Origin of the sequence: Bacteroides sp. 44_46 (assembly GCF_001915465.1) — a bacterium.
GTDB classification, from domain to species: domain Bacteria; phylum Bacteroidota; class Bacteroidia; order Bacteroidales; family Bacteroidaceae; genus Bacteroides; species Bacteroides clarus.
This window is the reverse complement of the sequence record NZ_MNQO01000016.1, coordinates 107,434-128,813: the sequence shown is the minus strand read 5'-3', so window position 1 is coordinate 128,813 and position 21,380 is coordinate 107,434. Positions and strand designations below refer to the sequence as shown.

15 protein-coding genes are annotated in these 21,380 nt (G+C 46.2%); 2 read left to right on the top strand and 13 right to left on the bottom strand.

Annotation, left to right across the window (positions count from 1 at the left end; translation table 11 throughout):
• The first annotated feature begins 101 nt into the window (after positions 1-101).
• On the top strand, positions 102-803 hold the full coding sequence (rpiA, locus tag BHV73_RS08650) for a ribose 5-phosphate isomerase A (RefSeq protein ID WP_087411927.1): 702 nt from the start codon (positions 102-104) through the stop codon (positions 801-803).
• A 25-nt stretch (positions 804-828) separates the two neighbouring features.
• On the opposite strand, the gene BHV73_RS08645 is transcribed toward rpiA, so the two are convergent.
• From BHV73_RS08645 to BHV73_RS08635, 3 genes are all read right to left on the bottom strand, one after another.
• A complete protein-coding gene (locus BHV73_RS08645; RefSeq protein WP_087411926.1) occupies positions 829-2,286 on the bottom strand; it encodes an AbgT family transporter in 1,458 nt (485 codons plus the stop codon).
• A 19-nt stretch (positions 2,287-2,305) separates the two neighbouring features.
• Positions 2,306-3,034 (bottom strand): DUF5932 domain-containing protein, encoded by a 729-nt coding sequence (locus BHV73_RS08640; protein ID WP_087411925.1) that lies wholly within the window; start codon positions 3,032-3,034, stop codon positions 2,306-2,308.
• Positions 3,035-3,098: 64 nt separating this feature from the next.
• Positions 3,099-7,421 (bottom strand): DUF5113 domain-containing protein, encoded by a 4,323-nt coding sequence (locus BHV73_RS08635; RefSeq protein ID WP_195621244.1) that lies wholly within the window; start codon positions 7,419-7,421, stop codon positions 3,099-3,101.
• A gap of 159 nt (positions 7,422-7,580) precedes the next feature.
• Between BHV73_RS08635 and BHV73_RS08630 the strand changes: the two genes are divergently transcribed.
• Positions 7,581-8,519 (top strand): ribose-phosphate pyrophosphokinase, encoded by a 939-nt coding sequence (locus BHV73_RS08630; protein WP_009121005.1) that lies wholly within the window; start codon positions 7,581-7,583, stop codon positions 8,517-8,519.
• Between the two features lie 100 nt (positions 8,520-8,619).
• On the opposite strand, the gene BHV73_RS08625 is transcribed toward BHV73_RS08630, so the two are convergent.
• From BHV73_RS08625 to BHV73_RS08580, 10 genes are all read right to left on the bottom strand, one after another.
• Entirely contained in the window at positions 8,620-9,777 is a 1,158-nt protein-coding gene (locus tag BHV73_RS08625) for an MORN repeat-containing protein (RefSeq protein WP_009121006.1), read from the bottom strand.
• 79 nt (positions 9,778-9,856) lie between these two features.
• The gene (locus tag BHV73_RS08620) at positions 9,857-11,152 is read right to left on the bottom strand and encodes a M16 family metallopeptidase (RefSeq protein ID WP_009121007.1); all 1,296 of its coding nucleotides are present in this window, start codon (positions 11,150-11,152) and stop codon (positions 9,857-9,859) included.
• 11 nt (positions 11,153-11,163) lie between these two features.
• The gene (kdsB, locus tag BHV73_RS08615) at positions 11,164-11,922 is read right to left on the bottom strand and encodes a 3-deoxy-manno-octulosonate cytidylyltransferase (RefSeq protein WP_009121008.1); all 759 of its coding nucleotides are present in this window, start codon (positions 11,920-11,922) and stop codon (positions 11,164-11,166) included.
• Between the two features lie 12 nt (positions 11,923-11,934).
• Positions 11,935-12,297: a 2-amino-4-hydroxy-6-hydroxymethyldihydropteridine diphosphokinase gene (locus BHV73_RS08610; protein WP_087411922.1), complete on the bottom strand. Its 363-nt coding sequence runs from the start codon at positions 12,295-12,297 to the stop codon at positions 11,935-11,937.
• Positions 12,298-12,313: 16 nt separating this feature from the next.
• Positions 12,314-14,635 (bottom strand): transglycosylase domain-containing protein, encoded by a 2,322-nt coding sequence (locus BHV73_RS08605; RefSeq protein ID WP_039950353.1) that lies wholly within the window; start codon positions 14,633-14,635, stop codon positions 12,314-12,316.
• Positions 14,636-14,818: 183 nt separating this feature from the next.
• A complete protein-coding gene (locus BHV73_RS08600; protein ID WP_286737953.1) occupies positions 14,819-15,514 on the bottom strand; it encodes a tyrosine-protein phosphatase in 696 nt (231 codons plus the stop codon).
• An 11-nt stretch (positions 15,515-15,525) separates the two neighbouring features.
• Positions 15,526-17,952 carry a GumC family protein gene (locus tag BHV73_RS08595; protein WP_286737951.1) on the bottom strand — a complete coding sequence of 809 codons (2,427 nt, stop codon included), beginning with the start codon at positions 17,950-17,952 and terminating at the stop codon, positions 15,526-15,528.
• Positions 17,953-17,975: 23 nt separating this feature from the next.
• A complete protein-coding gene (locus BHV73_RS08590) occupies positions 17,976-18,773 on the bottom strand; it encodes a polysaccharide biosynthesis/export family protein (protein WP_087411919.1) in 798 nt (265 codons plus the stop codon).
• Positions 18,774-18,870: 97 nt separating this feature from the next.
• On the bottom strand, positions 18,871-19,953 hold the full coding sequence (locus tag BHV73_RS08585; protein WP_087411918.1) for a hypothetical protein: 1,083 nt from the start codon (positions 19,951-19,953) through the stop codon (positions 18,871-18,873).
• Positions 19,928-21,229 carry a UDP-glucose dehydrogenase family protein gene (locus tag BHV73_RS08580; RefSeq protein WP_087411917.1) on the bottom strand — a complete coding sequence of 434 codons (1,302 nt, stop codon included), beginning with the start codon at positions 21,227-21,229 and terminating at the stop codon, positions 19,928-19,930. Before BHV73_RS08580 ends, BHV73_RS08585 begins: the two co-directional genes overlap by 26 nt.
• Positions 21,230-21,380 lie beyond the last annotated feature (151 nt).

The following is a 21,380-nucleotide window of genomic DNA, read 5'->3' as shown; positions in this document are numbered from 1 at the left end:
GTATTTACAAAGTCCGTTAACCAATGAAACAGAAAACATTCTTGGCAAACTTTTTTCTTTAAAGTTATGTTATAATAACAATATAAAAAACAGTAAAAGGTATGAAGTGGAACAATCAACTCATAGAACAGTTGCAATGGTCAAATACTATTATCAACAGAGCCGGCAAAGAGCGTATTGCCAAAGAAGTAGCCGATATAGCCAAAAACGGAGATATAATCGGTGCCGGCTCCGGCTCTACTGTCTACCTGACTTTATTCGCATTGGCCGAACGGATACGCAAGGAAGCGCTCCACATAGAGATAATACCCGCTTCCAATGAGATTTCAATGACCTGCATACAACTGAACATACAACAAACCACCCTTTGGAATAAACGTCCCGACTGGACTTTTGACGGAGCCGATGAGGTCGATCCGCAACATAACCTGATTAAAGGTCGCGGCGGTGCCATGTTCAAAGAAAAATTGCTGATTAAGAGTAGTGACAAAAGTTACATCATCATCGACCCAAGCAAGAAGGTGGAGCGTTTGGGAAGTAAATTTCCTGTTCCGGTGGAAGTCTTTCCCGGTGCGCTCAATCATGCGGAGCAGGAGATTCGTCGGTTGGGAGCTTCTGAAATAACATTGCGGCTTGCTGTTGGGAAAGACGGTCCGATACTGACCGAAAACGGTAACTTTATCTTGGATGTCCGTTTTGACACCATCGGCTCCGGTTTGGAACAACAGCTCAAATCCATTACGGGAGTCATTGAAAGCGGGCTTTTCATCGGTTATGATGTTGATATTATTACCGCAGAATAAAGATACGCGCGAAAACAATCCCGACTTACAATCCCAGCGGCAGTTTACAAAGATACCAAAGCACAAACAAAGCAGTCCAGGCAATAAGAATGGCCAATGAATATCTCCACGTATATTTAAGCAGCGAACCATAAGTAGACTGCTTATCGTACTGCTGCATATACGTCAGAACAAGCGGCATATAAAACATGAAAGGAGTAATCGCATTCGTTGCGCTATCACCGATGCGATACGCGCACTGTGTCATATCCGGAGAAATCCCCATACCGGCCAATACCGGAACGAAAATGAACGACATAAACGCCCACTTCGATGTGGAAGAAACCATAATGAGGTTAATAAGAGCAGTAAACAAAATAAATAATATCAGTATCCACAAACTGTCCGAACGAACGGAAGAAAGCATATTCGCTCCCATTATTGCGATACACTTATCCAGATGTGAATACTCAAAGCAAGCGAACATCTGGGCAGCAAAAAAAGCGATTACGAAATAAACGCCCAATAACTTCATCGGTTGGGTCAGCCCCTCTATCACATCACCGTCCGTACGATAACGTCCGGAAGCGAATCCATACACCATTCCCATCAACCCTATCCCCAAAGATAGCAGGAACAGGATACCGACAATAAACGGCGAACGGATCAGCCCGCCATTAACGCCTCTCAATATCCCCCACGAAGAGAATGTAGCCCACAGAACAAGCGCCGCATAGAGCAAACCGACAATGACAGCTCCCAGCAAAGCTCTCTGCTCCTTTCGGGACAACTGCTTATAACCGCAGAACGCATTACTTCCATTGTATTCCCCTAAGCCCGGCAATAGTCTTCTACGGGTTATATGGTAAATAATGAGCGCCAATAGGAAAGTAGATGCGCAAAAGAAATAATAATTGCACAGAGGTCCGACCCGTCCGCCCGACACATCCGTCATATCGGCAGCCTCTTGTGTTGCGGCGGCAAGCATAGGATCAAGCGTACTCAAAAGTATATTGGCACTATAACCGCACGACACCGATACATAAGCAGCTATAATTCCGCCTACGGGATGCAATCCTACCGAATGGAATAACGTTGCGGCGATAGGCAGCAATATGATATATCCGGCATCCCCCACTACATTGGACAGCAACCCCAAAACAATAACACTGAGTACGATACGCCACGGATTACGTCCCCGGCCGCGTATGCCTTTGCGTATACACGCATCTATAAACCCGGAATGTTGCGCAACTCCTATCCCGAACATCGACACGATAACCAGCCCCAACGGGGCGAAACCCGTAAAATTCGTTACCACATGGCGCAACAGCCATCGAATACCTTCCGGGCTCAACAAACTCTGTACACGTATCTCCTCGCCTGTCTGAGGCAGACGCACACTCAAACCGTAGACATCGAATATCCACGACAGAAAGATAACTCCCAGCGTCAGCAGGAAGAACATCGTTGCGGGATGGGGCATGCGCCATTTATTCCTCATAACTATTCGGTATCCGGGATTATTCCTCGTCCGCTTCCAGATTGTCAATATCAAGAATACGCAGCTCGAACGCACGCACCACCAGGCGCGTAGCATTTACTCCCACTCGTTCATAATCTCCAAAAAGGCGTCCTATCAAATCATTCTGCCGTTTCTCCAAAGACTTCACGCCAAACGGCATACCTTTCAGATTGGCAATCATCTCCTTGGTGTACCCCAAAGCAAGATGACGGAGAAAGCGTTCGTCGTATTCGTCTATATCATAACTGATAACGGCTTCCTGCCGTTTCGCATCATTCCGGACGGAAGTTTTAAAGCGTTCTACAATCTTTTCCAATATGGGATAATTGAAAACAAGTTTCTTCCCGTCCATAACGGCCTGTACATCCGTCTTGGTCAGCAGTTCTCCGGTCTTCAGAATGATACCGTCGGCTCCCGCATCAAGAACATCCATCCATAGTTTCTCATTCAAAATCTCTCCGGTGAATATCAACACATGCACACCCGGATAGCGCTTAAAGATATTGCGGCAAATCTCCACGCCGATAGTGGTGGAACCGCCCAAGCCCAAATCCAGTAAAACAAGGTCCGGTACACCGGTTTCCATCAAACCCCAGAACTCCTGTTCCGTCATGGCGGTACCGATAACTTCCGCATCCGGTATTTCGTGACGGAATATCTCTTCCGTCCCCTTTAACTCCAGCTTTACGTCCTCTACAATAATGACTTTAAATTTCTTTGCTTCCATATTTCATATCCTTTCATCCTTACTTATTCCGATTTGCTCCGGGGAAAAACAATTATCTTCCCGGCTAAATTCTTTTTAGATAACGGGGTAGCGTAAAGTATACGGCAAATCCCCCTTTCTCCGCAGGTTCCGCGTTAATGCGGCATCCTCTTCTTCCGGCGAATTCGTCATGGTCGCGAATAATCTGTTTGCATAGCAGATACTCCGTACCGTGCAACTCTCCTCTTTCACCGGCCGTCATACGCGCCAGATTCGGATAAAACAGTTGGTTCAGCTCTTCCCTTGTCTTCTCCCGCCGCGTGTCTGTAAAAAGAAAACGCACAAAATCATCTTCTACTGCACAAGTCAGGCTGATTTTTCCCGAAACAGGTACAGACAAAGCTTCATCAATCAAGTTCTCCAACAGAAAACGCAATTGGTTTACATCGCCGACAACCGATTCGTCTACCGTTTCCGTACTGAAAATAACAGAAGCCGCAACTCCCCTGCCCGCCTTGCGGAAATACTTCTCCGCAGCTTCCGATAACTCGGAAACAGGAATCACCGTACGCCTGAAAGTAACCTCTTCCAATTGGCGGGATGCGCATTGGCTCAAAATGGAGAATACCCCCTTATAATACTCTATCAGTTCGCTGATAGCCGTTACCGTTTCCCGCTCTTCCGTTTCCGGCAATTCACCGGAACGGAGTTTGCCTATCAGTTGCTTTATTCTGTTCGGATAATAAATCGTTTCATGCTTGATGGTAGACAAACAGTTGTCGAGTACCATATTTTGCACATGCAGCACACTGTCTTCCCACGATGCACGGCGCGCTTCATCCTGAGCCGTCTCGATATCCCGGTATTTCGTTGCCAGCTTCACTACCGCATTGAATATCACGATCGCAACGTAACGGGCTATCAGCTCCAGCAACAAGTGGTCGGACTCCTGCTGCGCCTCGCTTCTTACCAGGCACAACACCCCTATGCACTGACTGGAGTTTCCGGCTTTCACAATGAGAGGCAATGCCTGCATTCCACTTTCCGACAGATACCTCTGTTCTTCAAAACAGCGTTGCATCAAGTCTTTCCACACGGATTTATTCTCCGCCGCTCCTTCCAAAGGATTGGACGCGTACTCCAACCTATGGGCAGCCTCGTTATACACCGCAATACTCAACCGCTCTATACCCAACAACTCGTTAACCGCGTCGAATGCATTATCCGCTATGTGTTGCGGAATACCTTTCAGCGTATCTTCTTCCCGTTGCAGCATCTCCTCGTTTTCGGATGCAGGCATTACAGAAGCGGAAAACACCTGCTTGTTGATTTCCAAGACCTGTTCCAGGTTCCAACGGTTTACCAATCTCCTGCGGAAATACAGAACATAATACCCCAGACATAGCGTAACCAGCAAAATAATCACCAGCAGGATGCTCACCATCTTATTATTCGTAGAGCGTTCCAGCTCACGGCAGAAATTTTCCAAAGACTGGTCTTCGCCCAGCAACTTGTACAAAGTAGTATAAGCGGCATTATTGTAACTGTACTCATCCCACTGCTTCAAAGCGAGAAAAGCAACTGCTGCCTCGTTCCGGATATCCAGTATCACATGAAAGTCCGAATTAAACATCCTATTCCACCAATCCAGCTCGGCAGGCGTGTCATCCCCGGCCAAAGCCATATAGCGACGCGGTTCTTCGGCGTACTTTCCGTAATGCTCATTCAAGCAAATCATCGCGGAGTCTATATATTGCAAAGCCATCGCATATTCACCGTCCACATTACAGTAATAGGCTTCATTGGCATAGTCGGAAGCCCGATTCAGTAAAAGTTCATATTCTGCCTGCAAGGCCGATGTCAGAGAATCGGTAAGCGTTTCCTTCGGCATATCGTTATCTGTCGCTTTACCGCAAGAAACCATACCCAAAGAGAATGCAAGCAGCATTACCGTCAAAACCTTGCGTACTCCTGCCGGCAGCCTGAAATAGAAGCGGCTGCCCTGCCCCAACGTACTCTCTACATTGAACAGGCACACATTAAAAATAGGATTCGTCTTCTTATATTTCTCAATGATACCCTTACAATTCATTAAACCGAACCCGCTGCCCTTATTCTTTCGCAATTCTTCCCGGTCGGGCGCGTCGTTCATTCCGATGGCTTTGGAATCATATACTTTCTCGCCTATGATATGGGCGACATCTTCCGGAGACAGACCGCAGCCGTTATCTTCAACGGATATTTCCACATAATCACTCTCCCGACGGGCGTAGATTTTCACCTTACCCCCCTTAGGAGTATATTTGCGCGCATTCTCGGCCAATGTATTTATCATAAAGAGAGTCAAGGCCTTGTCCGCTTTCACGCAGGTATCGGTCGGCTCCACTTCCAAATCCAGCCGCTTCATCTCGAAAGCCCGGTTCCCTTTCCTTAGCAATTCAAAAAGTTCATTCAGCTCAAAAGCCTCGATGTTCAGGCTCAGCGTACCTTGCTTCATCTTAATCCACAAAGCCAGAATATCATTATATTCGTTAATGGTGGTGACAAGTTCATCAATATACTGATACTTCTCTTTTTTGATAGTTTCATCATGGATATATCCCATGCGTATCAGCTTATGCACCTCATTCAGAATACGGTCGATGTAAGGATGAATGCCATTGACAATGGAAAGACAAGCCTTTTTAATCAGATTCTGCCGTTTGTTTCCGGCGATATGCTGTTCATGGATATAGCGTTGCTTTTCCAGCCTGCGCTGTTCCTCGCCGAGAGAGATGGACGTCATTCCGTTGTCCAGCGCCCATTGGATATAGGGGTTGATTACCTGCACCATAGCCTGCTCGTCTTTCCCCATACGCCGTGCGAATACCAATTCTCTGTTTTTGATACATACCTCTTCTGTACCGAACAGGCATTTCAGTCCCGGACGTACAGCCGTCAGAATCGCATCCGTGATGTCTTCCTCAGTCTGCGCATCGGCGGGGATGGATGCGGTTATTCCCTGACAAATATCCAGCATGGACTGCAAGCGGTGCAGGTGTAATCTGTTGCGCAGTTTGGAGCGTTTATTAAAGAACCAAAAGAACACCAGCACCAAAATAAGTCCCGTAATCACACAGAAAAGCAGCAGGTTCAGTTGTCCCGCCTCTTTCTCCAACGCCTGATAACGGCTTTCCAGCTCCTTATCCTGACGGGTATCTTCCAGAATATCCAGATATATATTCCTATTGTAATCCGAATACTCTTTCATTTCCAGCCCGGCGTAAGTCACACTCAACTGCTCGCGTATCCTTGAAATCCATTCGGGAACGGTTTTCAGTTTCTGCTGAATCCACGACTTCTCCGCGCATATCGTATCACGGCGGTCGTAAGCCTTCAACCAGTCTAAGCTATCGTGGCAATCGTAAAAGCGGCGATGATGGTCGTTTACACATTCCAGAGCATGTTTCAGCGTATCGAGAGCCTGCTCGTATTCCCCGTGCGCATTCAGATACTTCCCGATGGAAACGTACGCGCCCGCAATTTGGTAAATGTCATTATATTGCCGGAATTTCTCCAAAGCCAATTGCCCCAACCGCATGGGCAATAAAGAATCCACCGGCTCGCCGAACTGCTTCAGCGCATGCGCCCGCCGTCCTTGAAAGAATTCATAATTATCCGGCGAAGCCATCAGATTGGCCAACCCCTGTACGCCGTTTCCCTCAAAATACAGATACCCTTTTCTGGAAGCTAGTCTCCAGGTCGTGTACAGTTCGTCAAACTCCCTTAAACGACGCTCGTCGGGCGTTTCTCCGTCACACAAAGAAGCCGAACCCTTTATATAGTGATAATACAATAACTGGTTGGTGTCCGCTGCCAGCTCCTCGTTCTCCGGCACCTCATCGATGGACGCCAGAGCTTCCGACCGCTGCTGCAGATAATAGTAATATATGGCAGATACGATATAGAACTCCGACCGGGCGTAGGCCAGCCGCATCCGTTCATGCCTGTCCGCAAACAGATTATTATCCTCGGCGATACGTTTCATGCGGCGCACGGCGCTGTTGCGGTAATCATAAAACTCCTTGTTCAGCGCCGTCCGCTGATAAATCTTCATCAAGCCTATATCGGCGATAAGAAGCTCCAACTCATTCTTTGTCAGGCCGTACACTTCCTGATAGTATTTCTCCGCCTGCTCGAAATCCATGCGCATAAAAGCGCAGAATCCCAGATTGTTACAGGCTTCCGCCTTTCCTTGTCTGTAAAGCCTCACTTCCCGGTAAGCCCTCGACGCCGCATGACACGACGAGTCCAGATTTTTATAACGATAAGTATATGCCACCTGATTCAAGGAATCAATCAGATGCACCTCTTTTGTAGGAGCCGTACCCACACACGAGACAAACGCCGTACCTGCCAGGCATAGCATTCCTACCGACAATAATATAGATGAAAGGCATTTCACAAAGCAAAGCTACAAATAAATCCGGTAAAGAAAAATATTTTTTCTACAATAAGTCTTGTATTATGTAGCGGGAAATTCATACCTTTGCATGCAAATTAATAAATAGGTAACATCTATTACAAAATGAGCGAAAAAGCACCCTTTATGGTATTCTCCGGAACAAACTCGAGATACCTTGCAGAAAAAATCTGCGCCAGCCTTGATTGCCCTCTAGGAAAGATGAATATCACCCACTTTGCTGATGGTGAATTCGCCGTTTCTTACGAAGAGTCCATCCGTGGCGCAAACGTATTCCTGGTTCAATCCACTTTCCCTAATTCCGACAATCTGATGGAACTTCTGCTGATGGTTGATGCGGCCAAAAGAGCATCCGCCAAAAGTGTAATTGCAGTTATTCCTTATTTTGGTTGGGCACGTCAAGACAGAAAAGACAAACCTCGTGTTTCCATCGGCGCCAAGCTGGTAGCCGACCTGCTTTCAGTTGCAGGCATCGACCGTTTGATTACTATGGATCTCCATGCTGACCAAATTCAAGGTTTCTTCAACATTCCCGTTGATCATTTGTATGCATCGGCAGTATTCCTTCCTTATATCGAATCATTAAAGCTGGATGATCTTGTTATCGCAACTCCCGACGTGGGCGGTTCAAAACGTGCCAGCACATTCTCCAAATACCTCGGCGTACCTTTGGTATTGTGCAACAAAACACGTGAAAAAGCAAACGTAGTTGCCACCATGCAGATTATCGGTGACGTAAAAGACAAGAATGTCGTATTGGTGGATGACATTGTGGATACGGCCGGCACCATTACCAAAGCTGCCAACATTATGATGGAAGCAGGCGCCAAATCCGTACGTGCCATTGCCAGCCACTGCGTGATGTCCGATCCGGCATCATTCCGCGTACAAGAGTCCGGTCTGACCGAAATGGTATTTACAGACAGTATTCCTTACTCCAAGAAGTGCGATAAGGTTAAGCAATTGAGCATCGCCGACATGTTTGCCGAAACCATCAGACGAGTGATGAGCAATGAATCCATCAGTTCTCAATACATTATTTGAAAATTAAGAATTAAGAATTGAGAATTAAAAAATAAGGGCTGCGCAATATTCATCCGAATCGCGCAGCCCTCTCTATTTTTTAATTTTTAATTCTCAATTTTCAATTACTCAACCGTCCCATTTTGTAGGTTCCTTTCCGTATCAGCTTTCCGTTCTTGTCCGTTTCCACAAACGGGCCGTCTTTCTTGCCTTGTTTGAAGAAGCCTTCGTAGCGGTTTCCGTTCTTATCTTCCTGCACGCCGCTTCCCTCTTCCAGTCCGTTCACAAAACCGCCTTTGTATTTTGTGCCGTCGGTAAGAATCAGAGTACCCTGGCCGTTGAATTTATTATCTTTCCATTCACCTTCGTAGGAGTCGCCGACGTTCCATTTGTAAACGCCATAGCCATTACGCTGATTATCTTTCCATTGTCCGTCGTATACGGCACCGCTGGCCCATGTAAACGTACCCTGTCCGTCCTGCATGCCGTTCTTGAAGTTTCCTACATATTTATTGCCGCTGGCATGATAATAAATGCCTTCGCCGGTACGCTCGCCCTGCACGTAAGAACCCTCGTAGCGGTCGCCCGTATGGAAAAAGTAAATACCCTTGCCATGCTGCATATCCTCTTTCCAGTCGCCTACATACTTATCGCCATTGGCATATTCAAACGTACCTTTGCCGTCGCGTACATCATTCTTCCAATGACCGTCGTATTTGCAGCCGTCATTCCAGATTAACGTACCCTCACCGTTCTTTTTGTCGTCTTTCCACGAGCCGATGTATTTGGAACCGTTCTTCCAGGTATAAGTACCCTGGCCTTCACGTTTGTCGTTTATCCAGTCGCCCTCGTAAAGGTCACCGTTATAGTAGTACATGGTGCCTTTGCCGTGTTGGTAGTCCTGGTACCACATACCGTCGTAACGGTTATTGTTCATAAAATAATAGATACCTCTGCCATGCTGCTGGTCTTGAAACCACTGGCCGTCGTACTTCTCGCCGTCGGGAAAAGTATAGACGCCGTACCCCTCGCGTTTTCCTTTGACGTATTCGCCTTCATAGACATCGCCGTTCTTAAAAACCGTCTTTCCTTTGCCGTTGGGTTTGCGTCCTTTCATCTCGCCGGTATATACGGAACCGTCTTTAAACGTATGCGTCCCTATTTTTATTTCCGATGAGAAAGTACCCTTTATTTTATCAAAGAAACCGCTCTTTTCTTGGGCTGCGGCACTGCCCTGTGATAAGTATAACAGAATGATTGCGGTATATAGATATTTCATCTTTGGTTACAGATTACTTAATTAGTATTTTGACAAAGATACGATTAATCTGCCAAAACCACGAGCCGCTTCCCGCTTTTTATGACATTTTTTTGCCGGATATGACTTCTTTTAATTTCTCTTTGCACAAATGCCGTCCGGCAAGTTCCCGTATTTCTTCGGGGGTAATATCCTTAACCGCATTCAGGGCATCCTCAAAGTGGGTATCACCGAAGCCCGAAACCTGAACGAACATCCACGCGTCTGCCAGCGAAAACGCCGATTCATAGCTGCGGCACATCTCGCCCAGCATATAATTCTTTACCATAGACAACTCCTCTTCCGGTACCAAATCATTCTGCAGGCAGTCTATTTCGTGATAAACTTCCCGAATAAGAGGCTCTGCAAACTCGTTTGCCGTTTCCGTATTTACAACCAGCATCCCTTTTCCCGGATAGGGCACGATACCTGCGGAAATACCGTAAGTATATCCTTTTTCCTCACGGATGTTAGACATCAGGCGGCTTCCGAAATACCCGCCGAACAGCGTCACCATCACCCGTGTCTTCAAATAATCGGGATGATTGCGCTCCAAGGAAAGCATGCCCATGCGCACCGCGCTCTGCATGGCATCCGCATATTCCACAAAAATCCGTTTGTCTGCGGAAGAAACCGGAATAAAGTCTCTCCTTTCCGGTTTGCGGAAATCCTTGCCGAACGCTTCCCTGCCGAACAAATCCTCTATCCGCCGCACACAATCATCGCTCACTTTTCCGGAAACGTAAATCGTGCAGTTCCGCGAATGATAATGCCGGTCGTAGAACTCCCTGAGCACGGCAGGGTTTATCCGGTTATAATCCTCTTTCTGCACCAGCCGCCCGCAGGGATGCGCTTCGCCATACACCGCTTTCATCAACGCCCGGTGCGCCAGAAAATCCACTTTGGACGAATTGACCATGAACTGCTGGATATTATTATCTATGATAATGCCCAACTCCTTCTCCGGAAATACTGGTTCTTTCACGATAGACTCCAGTATCTCCAAAGTCTGCGGCAGGTATTTATTCAACGAATAAAGCGTGATGTAGGCATATTCCGATGCGCTGGACAGTTCCAGCCATGCGCCGTAATAGTCCAGCTTCTCCGCTATTTCCAAAGCGCCGTACCGCAGCGTTCCTTCACGCAGCATACGGTTGGTGAACAGAGCCTGCAACGGTTGCGACTGCTGCCAGCGTCCGCCTTCCATCAGCAGGTCTATGCGTACCACTTCATTATCGCCGGAATCGAGAACGTTCAAAAGTACGCCGTTGGGCATGACGGAGCGACGGGGCATTTGTACGGCCAAATGCTCGATATCCCTTACTTTAGGTTGGTTGGTTCTGTCCAAAAGCATCATCAGTCAACTATTCATTGAACGTTTTGAGCTTGCAGGAAGCGTTCCGCATGCTCCAAATCCTGCGGCGTATCGATGCCGATTGTCTCCACTTCGGTAATGCCGGCTTTAATGGTATAACCGTTCTCCAGCCAACGCAACTGCTCCAGCGATTCCGCCAGTTCGAGCGAGGACTGGGGAAGCGAAGTTATCTCTTTCAGTACTTCCACCCGATAGGCATACAAACCGATGTGTTTGTAATAAGTGTGATTTTTCAGCCACTCCCGTTTTTCCGCATTACGCTGGTACGGAATAATGGAACGGCTGAAATAAAGGGCGTTCATGTTCTTGTTGAGTACCACTTTCGGAGAATTGACGTTCTCCAATGCCTCAAAGCCGTTATCCGCCGTGAAAGGTTTTACCAAGGTGGCAATCTGCGTGGACGGGTCGTCGAAGCAAGCCTTTACGGTTTCCAGTTGTGACGGTTGTATAAAAGGTTCGTCACCCTGAATGTTTACCACCACATCAAATCCGTCCCCTACTTTGGTACAGGCCTCATAACAACGGTCGGTACCGCTTTTATGATGTACGGACGTCATCACGACTTTTCCGCCGAACGCCTTTACGGCAGCTTCGATGCGCTCGTCGTCGGTAGCCACGTAAGCGTCGTCCAAAACACCGGCCACTTGTTCATACACCCGCTGAATAACGGTTTTTCCACCCAACAAAGCCAAAGGTTTGGCCGGGAAACGCGTAGATGCGTAACGGGCAGGAATGATTCCCAGAAATTTCATATCGTTAATACTTTATAGTTCTTCCAATCCACGGACAATATAGTCCCGTTTCCAATCTTCGGGTTTATACACCTTGCTATCACAGGCCAGCAAGTCGATATCGAGGCGCACAATCTCCTGTTCCTTCTCTTCGGGCGTTCTTCCGGCTTCCCGTTCTATATTTTTCAAACGGAGTATGACTTCATCGGCGTCATAATCGGATATGAAACGTGCCACCTGATTGGTAAACAACGCCTGCCGCCGGAAAAACAACGGTTTCGTATCCGCCTCTGCCGAAAAGCGAATATCCGGAAAAAGTTCCGACAGCCTTTTACGCGCCAATGCCAGATTATCTTTCCGGTGCTCGTTACTGCCGATGCAGATTGTATACACCATTTCTGTTATCCGGTTCTCAATTAAACAAATCGTCCAATCCTATTTCCGATGCAGGTTCCGCATCCTCATAGTCGCTGTCCTTGCACGGGTCGAAACCTTCGGGCAGTTGGAAAGTCTCGTTTTCGTCATATCCCAGCGATTTGTCGCCAAGCACTTTCACCATATATTTAGCCCAGATAGGCAATGCCATGGAAGCGCCTTGTCCGTGCAGCATCGTATCAAAGTGAATATCACGGTCTTCGCCGCCCACCCAGCAACCGGACACCAGCGAAGGCGTAAAGCCCATGAACCAGCCGTCGGCGTTAAAGTTGGTCGTTCCGGTCTTGCCGCCCATATCGGCCTTCACACCCAGGCGGCGAACACGTCCGCCGGTACCTTCATTGACTACCGCACGCAGCATCACCAGCATCTTATAAGCGCTGGATGCGCTGATTACTTCCTGCATTTCCGGCGAGAATGTAGCCAGTACATTACCGTCGTTATCCTCAATACGGGTTACGAACAGCGGCGCTACACGAATACCCTTATTGGGGAATGCGGTGTAAGCGCTCACCATCTCGCCTACGGATATTTCGCAAGGGCCGAGACAGAGAGATACCGAAGGCACGATGTCGCGATTGCGCACACCGAAACTGTGTACCAGCCGTTTCAATTCATACGGGTTCAGTTTGCTCATCAGATAGGCCGTAATCCAGTTGTCCGAATTCGCCAGTCCCCACTTCACCGTCACCATTTCGCCGTAGCGTTTTTTGTTGGCGTTACGCGGTGTCCAGGGTTTTCCGTTTTCGTCTATCAACGTATATTCCACGTGACGCGCCTGATCGCAAGGAGAAAAACCGTTCTCCATGGCCAGCGAGTACACATAAGGCTTCATGGTAGAACCGATTTGGCGGCGTCCCACCATGGCCATGTCATACTTGAAGTAATGGTGGTTAGGCCCGCCTACATACGCTTTTACATGACCGTTGCGAGGGTCCATCGACATGAATCCGGCACGCAGGAAGAACTTGTAATAACGTATGGAGTCCATCGGCGTCATTACCGTATCTTTCTCGCCGCCCCAACTGAATACGGACATTTGCTCGGGCGTATCAAACGCTTTCTTGATTTCCGCCTCGGAAGCTCCGGCGTTCTTCATGATGCGGTAACGGTCGGACAGCCTCATGGCGCGTCCCAGGATTTCGTCCACCTGCTCCTGCGTCAGACGGAAAGTATAGGGCGCTTTTTTAGCGCCTTTTTTCTCCTTGAAGAAGTAACCCTGCAATTCTTTCAGATGCTCGGTCACGGCGTCCTCCGCATATTTCTGCATGCGGGAATCAATCGTGGTATAGATTTTCAGCCCGTCCGTATACAGGTTGTATTTGCTTCCGTCTTTCTTCGTATTCTTTTCGCACCAGCCGTACAGAGGGTTTGTTTCCCAGTCGAGCGAATCCTCGTAATACTTCTGCATCTGCCAGCCCCGGTAATCCGATTTGTCGGGTTTCCTGGCATTCAGTACGCCGCGCAGATATTCGCGGAAATACGTTGCAAGCCCCTCGTTATGGTCTACGCGATGATAGGACAGTTTCAGGGGCAAAGCCTGCAAAGAGTCGCGTTCCTCAACGGTGATATATCCGGCCTTGCGCATTTGGTCGAGCACCACATTGCGGCGTCCGCGCGAGCGTTCGTTATAACGTACCGGATTGTAAAGCGACGGATTCTTGCACATACCCACCAGCGTGGCGGCTTCCTCTATCTTTAATTCTTTCGGCTCGCAACCGAAGTAAGTATAAGCGGCGGTTTTTATACCTACCGCATTGTTCAGGAAGTCGAACTTGTTGAGATACATCGTAAGAATCTCCTCTTTGGTATAATAGCGTTCCAGTTTCACGGCGATAACCCATTCGATGGGTTTTTGGAACAGACGCTCCATAATGTTATCGGCGCTCGGAGAATAGAGCTGCTTGGAAAGCTGCTGGCTGATGGTGCTGCCGCCGCCGGCATTCTTCTGCATCAGGATTCCCCGCTTCACCACGGCGCGGAACAGCGCGATGGCGTCAATACCCGAATGTTCGGCGAAACGTACGTCTTCCGTCGCGATCAGCGCATTGATGATATGGGGGGACAAATCGTTATATCCCACAAAAACGCGGTTCTCCTTACTATAAGAATAAGTACCCAGAACTTTTCCGTCTTCCGAGAAGATTTCCGTTGCAAATTTATAATTGGGATTTTCCAGGTCTTCCACAGGCGGCATATAGCCAATCCAACCTTTTGCTATCGAGAAGAAAATAATAACGCATGTCAATGCTATCAGTGCTATGAAAATCCAAAGGACTTTTACGACTCTTTTTATCATGTCCGGTTCTTAAAATTCGTTGGTTCAATATTCAATAATGGGGCAAAGATACGGAAATATATCAAAACAACTCTCACAAATTTGATAGAAAACTCTAAATACTCCCAAAACTGCGGAAGCCCCGGAATCCTGCGGTTTACACAGGCTTCCGGGGCTTCCTTAGCTCATTGCGGGCTTTGAGAATCAGCGAAGAGACATAATTTCCTTTGTCTGCTTATCTGTCAGTCTCACATTCTCTATCCATTTCCTGAAGGTTTCCAGATTATGCAAATCCGTCCCTACCATATTATACATACCTTTTTCCAGTAAGGATTCAGCTTTTTTCATCACCTGTTTTCCATAATAGCCGGAAAGCGAAAGTAAATTTAACTGTAACAGGCAATCCTTGTTCTTAAGCTCGCAATAATCGCTGTACCTCATATAAAGATAACGTTCGGGATGCGCAATCACCGGAGTATATCCGGCAAGCGACACATTGTACAACAACTCGTCCAGGTTATTTGGAGGAGAAAAATAAGACGTCTCTACCAACATACAATCCCCATACAAAGGCTGCACTCCCTTTTCAAGCCTCTTCTGGAAACCGGAATCCAGCATATATTCAGCCCCCAGCTCGAGCGCGATTTCTCCGGTATAACGCCTGCGCAACGTATCGAAAGCCTGCAACACATCCTCCCAATGCTCCACGCCGTTCATCACATGAGGTGTCAACCTCACCTTCTTCACCCCGAGCGAATCGAAGTGCGCCAACACCTCCAAAGACTCCTCTATCGTCTTTATGCCGTCGTCCACCCCCGGAAGGATATGGCTGTGGCTATCCACAAAGCCCCTAAAAAAGCCGGTATCCGCCAGCCGCTTTTTATGCCGTAAGAAAAACATACACTTATCGTTTAAATCCCGAATATCCTCTTGTACAGCGGCTTCTTGTTCTTCCGCTCCTCATCGTTCCCGTAATTGCCGTAACCATACCCGTAACCGTAGCCATAACCCGTCTTTACATAATCTATTCCGTTCAGCAAGAGACTCATATTCTTCATCTTTCCCGAATCATACAGCTCCTGCAATTCCGGTAACATCCGTTTGTCGAATAAGCCTGAGCGCACCACATAAATCGTCTGGTCTGCCAGCCGTCCGCATAACTGCGTATCCGCCACTATGCCATAAGGCGGATTATCCAGCAGGATATAATCATAGTTCTTTTTCAGCTCCTCTATCAGCCGGTCGAGCCTGCCGCTTTTCAGCAATTCCGCAGGATTGGGCGGCAACGCTCCCGAAGTAATGATGTGTAGCCGGCTATCTTCCCCGCAAACCTGTACCAGTTCTTTCACATCATCCACCTTGCCGCTCAAGTAGTTCGATATACCGATCTTTTTCATTCCTATGCCGACACACTTGCTCAAAGAACCTTTCCGTAAGTCCAGATCGAGAATTACCACCCTTACATTAGCCAACGCCATACTCATAGCCAGGTTCAGCGTGATAAAGGTCTTTCCCGAATCGGGATTGGCAGAAGTTACCAGCACCACCTTTCCTGCCGTTTTCTTCTCCGTATCCATAAAGTCCAGGTTATCGCGTACTATCTTGAACGCCTCGCAGATGCTCTCCCTACTGCCCTCCTGCACTACGATATCCTTCTCGTGCTTGCTCTTCTCGAGCGGCACTTCACCCAGGAAAGGAATACTCACACCCGTTTTCAGCTCCTTCTTCGTATGCACGCTGGTATTGAGCAGCGAACGGATATAAATCCACAAGGCGGGCAGCATGATTCCCGCCAGCAAAGAAATCAGTATCACCTGCGCCTTCTTGGGAGCAACCGGTAAGTCCACTCCTTCCGCCGAGTCTATGATGCGGCAATTACTCTCCGTAATAGAAAGATGGAGTTCATTCTCCTCCTTCTTGTTCAGCAGGAACAAATACAACTCCTCCTTTATCTTCTGTTGCCGTTCGATGCTTACCACATATTTCAGTTGGGTAGGCACGAACGCTATCTTATCGCTGTTCTCGCGCTCCTTGTTCTTCATATTGGCTGCCTGTATCTCCAGGTTCGCTATCAGGTTGTCCACAGCCTTCGCGATAGACAGACGCATGGACATCAGCGTACCGTTCAAGTCCCGCACGAGCGGGTTGCCCTCACTGCTGTTGGCTATCAGCTTATTCCTCCGCGTCAACACCGTATTGTACTCCATAATCAGGTTCTGCACCCCCATATCGTCTATCCCGATACTGGCAGGAATAGGGTCTGTCGTTTTCGAGTTATCCTGCAAATACTCCTTCATGTACTGCGCCATGTTCAGTTGGTTTTCCACACTCAACCCTTCCGTGTCCAGCATGCTCGAACTTTGCAGGTACAAGGCACTTTCCGAGGCAATATCCGTCAGTTTATTCTTTTTCTTATAATTCTCTATTTCCGCATCCACGGTAGCCAAGTCGGCTTCTATGATTTCCAACCTATCGTTTATGAATTTGGCTGTATTTATCACAATCCTGTTTTTGTCCTCGATAGCATCGTTCTTATAAACCTCAATCAGCGTATTCAGCAAATCCTCCGCCCGCTGCACATTCTCGTCCTCTATGCTCAGGGCTATCAACGACGACTGCTTGTTCGTCACTCCCGCGTTCAGAGCCTTGTTGTACTCCTCCGCTACCTCCTTCAAATTTCCTTTTGCCACATAGACCGATTTGCCTATATAACTCTCGTTCGTAAACAACGTAGGCTGCACTGCAATCTTTCCTACCGGAGTATTCACCGTATCCCCCGGTTGTACGGTCAGGCTTTCGTCGAATTCCTCTTCTTCCAGCTCGTTTTGCAGAACCATGTCCGTCAAGGTCACCTTTCCGTTATCCGTCATCGTAACGGTAAGGCTTATCTTTTGTGCGGGGTCTGCATCGAGAAAATTAACGGTAAACGGCGTAGAGGTGTAAAGTTCCTTCTTCCTCAACCCGTCCCACTCTTTATAACTTACATTCAGATGCAGCGTCTCGACTACTGTCCGCATCAGCCGCTTGCTTTTAAAGATGCCCACCTCATTATCTACCGTGCTGCCGCCCAGAGAGAATAAATCCTGAAAGGCCGCCGCACCATTGACACCCCCGCCTTTCTGCTCGTCCTTCACCAGTACGGTGGCAGTACGCAGAAATATTTTCGGGGAACTTTTCAGATACAGAAAACCTATCAAGACACACACCACCACGGACAAGATGAACCATTTCCGGTTGCGATACACCGCCGACAACATATCGGCAATCACCGTGCTCTCCTGCTGGCGGCTGTCATTAAAATCTATGAAGTCCAAATCTTCAAACCTATCTTTTCCCATAAACTTTTTTCTTTACTGTTTTTTTATTTGAATATAAGCACTGCCAAGGATACCATTACCGATAGAATGGAAGCGAACGTGCCTATGGTTCTGTTCTGGTTAATCTCCCGTTGCCCCGCCTTTACCTTATTAGGTTCTACATATACTACGTCGTTCTGTTGCAGGTAATAATAAGGAGACGATAATAAATCTTTATTTCGCAAATCCAGCGAAGCCACTACCCGTTCTCCGTTTTCTTCCCGGATAACCTTTACGTTTTCGCGCTGCCCGTAAACGGTCAAGTCGCCTGCAAGACTCAATGCGTCCAGCAAGGTAATGCGGTCGCTGGTAATTTCGAATGTACCCGGCCGGTTCACTTCTCCCAATACCGACACTTTGAAGTTCAAGAATTGAATGGTTACGATAGGGTCTTTCATCAGCCCCTTTTCTATCAATTGGTTTTTGATATATTTTGTCAATTCGGTACGTGTCATCCCTTGTACCTTGATAACTCCCAACTGCGGGAAGTCGATGTACCCCTCTTTATCCACCAGATAGCCCAGTACTCTATTCTGTCCCCCTGCATATCCGGTATTGCTGTTGGCAATCTGGTAACTCACCATTGGCAGGTTGAACATCTGTGCCAGTTCGGGGTCTTTGCTGTTCACCATGATAGAAAGCAAATCATCCGGATGAATCTTAAGGTCATAATCCTGTGTTATCTTTTGCCGATAGTCATCCGGCACATTTTGCAGGTACGAAATCTGTTTTTGAGACGCACAGCCTGCCAGGACACATAGCACGAAGGCTATACATCCCCACTTCTTCATGTTCTTTACCATATTATTTTATCGATTGTTTTTTATTTTTTCAGCGCATAAAAGCTACGAGTACTTTTTTTATCACATTCTTTGTTTAATGATTTTAAATGCGAACCCATTATTCTCTCCTTTTTTCAAGCTCATTTACAAATGAATACATATACTCATTTATATCTATAAATAAGCGGTTTATAGTGCCTCGAATATTTTCCTGTTCTTTCTTATAACTCAAATTGGCTTTAAAACATTCTATCCATTCTTCAAAATCCATACTTTTTCGATTGTGTAGCACTCCCAATCGAGAAGCAGCATAGTTCGCCGGCATATCATATCTAATTCCTAAATAATATGAGGGAACCCCCAATAAAGCAGCTTCACGCGCCATGCTATCTCCCGAAGATATTAAAGCGCAACTATAATAGATAAGAGAATGAATACCCTCAACCGGTTCTTCCAACAGTATCCAGTCCTTAGGATACATATCTTTTATAGATTTATCTTCCAAAGAGAACAACACTTTCTTATCTTGAGGTATTTTTGAGGCAATATCCATAACAGCCCCCGCACTCTGTCCCGCATAATTAACCGTACCTACCGATACCTCCCTTACAAAAAAATATTCTTTAGGTTTCAGTTTATATTTATCCAAAAATTTCATATCTGGTACAAAAACATTCGGAGCCAGATATGCCCATTCTTTAAGGACTGGCAGAACTTTTACCTTGGACGACAAAGTATAACCGGGCGGAAGTTCGTAAAGACAGTAATGAGATATCTTCGAAAACCACATTTTAGGTTTAAAAGCAAGTGTCTGCGGGTCGTCGTCGAATGTAAATGTAGGAAAATCTCTTACTTTTCCTATAAGGGCACTCAAAAAAGCATTGGAATAGGATATATCTATCCGCTTATTCAATGACCATAAAAACAGTTTGACAATCCGTATTAAATTAGCATCGATTATAGCCGACCATTTAACGAGCCTATGCTTTCCTATAATATAAATCTTTATTGTAGGATATGCAATCAACTCTTTTTGAATTATCAAGGGCATCTTCCCCCTATTCAAAACTGTGATATATACCAAATGGCCTTCTTCAGCCAAACGAATAATAAGATTCTTATAGAAATTGTATTGCGGAGTATGGCATATATCAAACCATACATGTACCTTTTTCCTACCAACAGATTCCTTTATAACCATTCTCACCCTCCAATTCCTTTATCCTGACCAGGTCAATTACCGTTTGCCCTTTTCTTATTTTTATAGCCTTAAAAGCCTCGTCACTATTAGCAATAATGATAATCTCTGCCCATTTTACCAAAGACTCCATATCGTCCTGTAACATACTATTCAGATGTGGCAGTTTTTCGGTAATTACACTTTTATTTTTCCCAATCAAACGAGCCAGAGAAACATTTTTATCATAGATTTTAATCTCGTACCCTTTACCATGCAATGTTTCTATTACATTTATAATAGGACTATTTCTCATATCGTCCGTTCCCGCTTTGAAACTCAATCCTAATACACCGATTTTCTTATATCCTATAGTTTGAATCCATTCTATGGTATTTTCTATATGATATTGGTTACTGTTTTCTATGGCATTCAAAACCGGAGCTTCCACATACAAATCATGAGCCATTGTTTTCAAAGCCTTTAAGTCTTTAGGCAAACAACTGCCGCCGTATGCAAATCCCGGTTTAAAATAGTAAGGAGAGATATTAAGCTGCTTATCCATACAGAAAATACGCATCACCTCATGCGAATCAATTCCACACGATTTGCATATCCTTCCTATTTCATTAGCAAAAACCACTTTGAGAGCATGATAAGAGTTGTTTACATACTTTATCATTTCAGCAACTTCTATAGGGACTATTTCGAGGGGTGCAGCCATAGGAGCATACAACTCCGTCATAATATCCCGTGCCTTTTCACAATCCGTACCTATTACAGTCAACGGTGGGTTCATGTAATCCTTTACGGCTGTTCCTTCTCTTAGGAATTCAGGATTAGATACAACAGCAAAATGCACATTCCTCGTTTTTCCGGATATTCCTTCTATTATTTCGCTTACTTTTTTATTCGTACCGGGAAATACGGTTGACCTGATAACAATAACATGAAACCCGTTTTTCTCTTTCAAGGCCTCTCCTATTTCTTTAGCAGTCTGATAGATATAACTCAAGTCCAAATGTCCTTTGTTAGTAGAAGGAGTACCTACGCATACAAAAGAGATATCACTTTCTTTCACAGCCTCCATATAGTCATGTGTAGCACTGATTCTCCCTTGTAAATGTTGTTCTTTGATGATTTCGCCTATTCCCACTTCCACAATTGTAGGTATTCCTTCATTTATATTTTTTATTTTTTCAGGAGAAATATCTACCCCGATAACCTTATGCCCATTCTGCGCTAAGCATCCCATGCCTACACACCCTACATAACCTAATCCAAAAAATGAAATGTTCATTATTCTATCTTTTATAATTTGACTATTCTAAATATTTCATATAATATTGTCTGACTTATTTAAACTAACATCATACTTGTTAGCAGCAAATTAGCCCTATTATGTATATATCCTTTTATCAATTACTATATCATTCATTTTACTTTAGCAT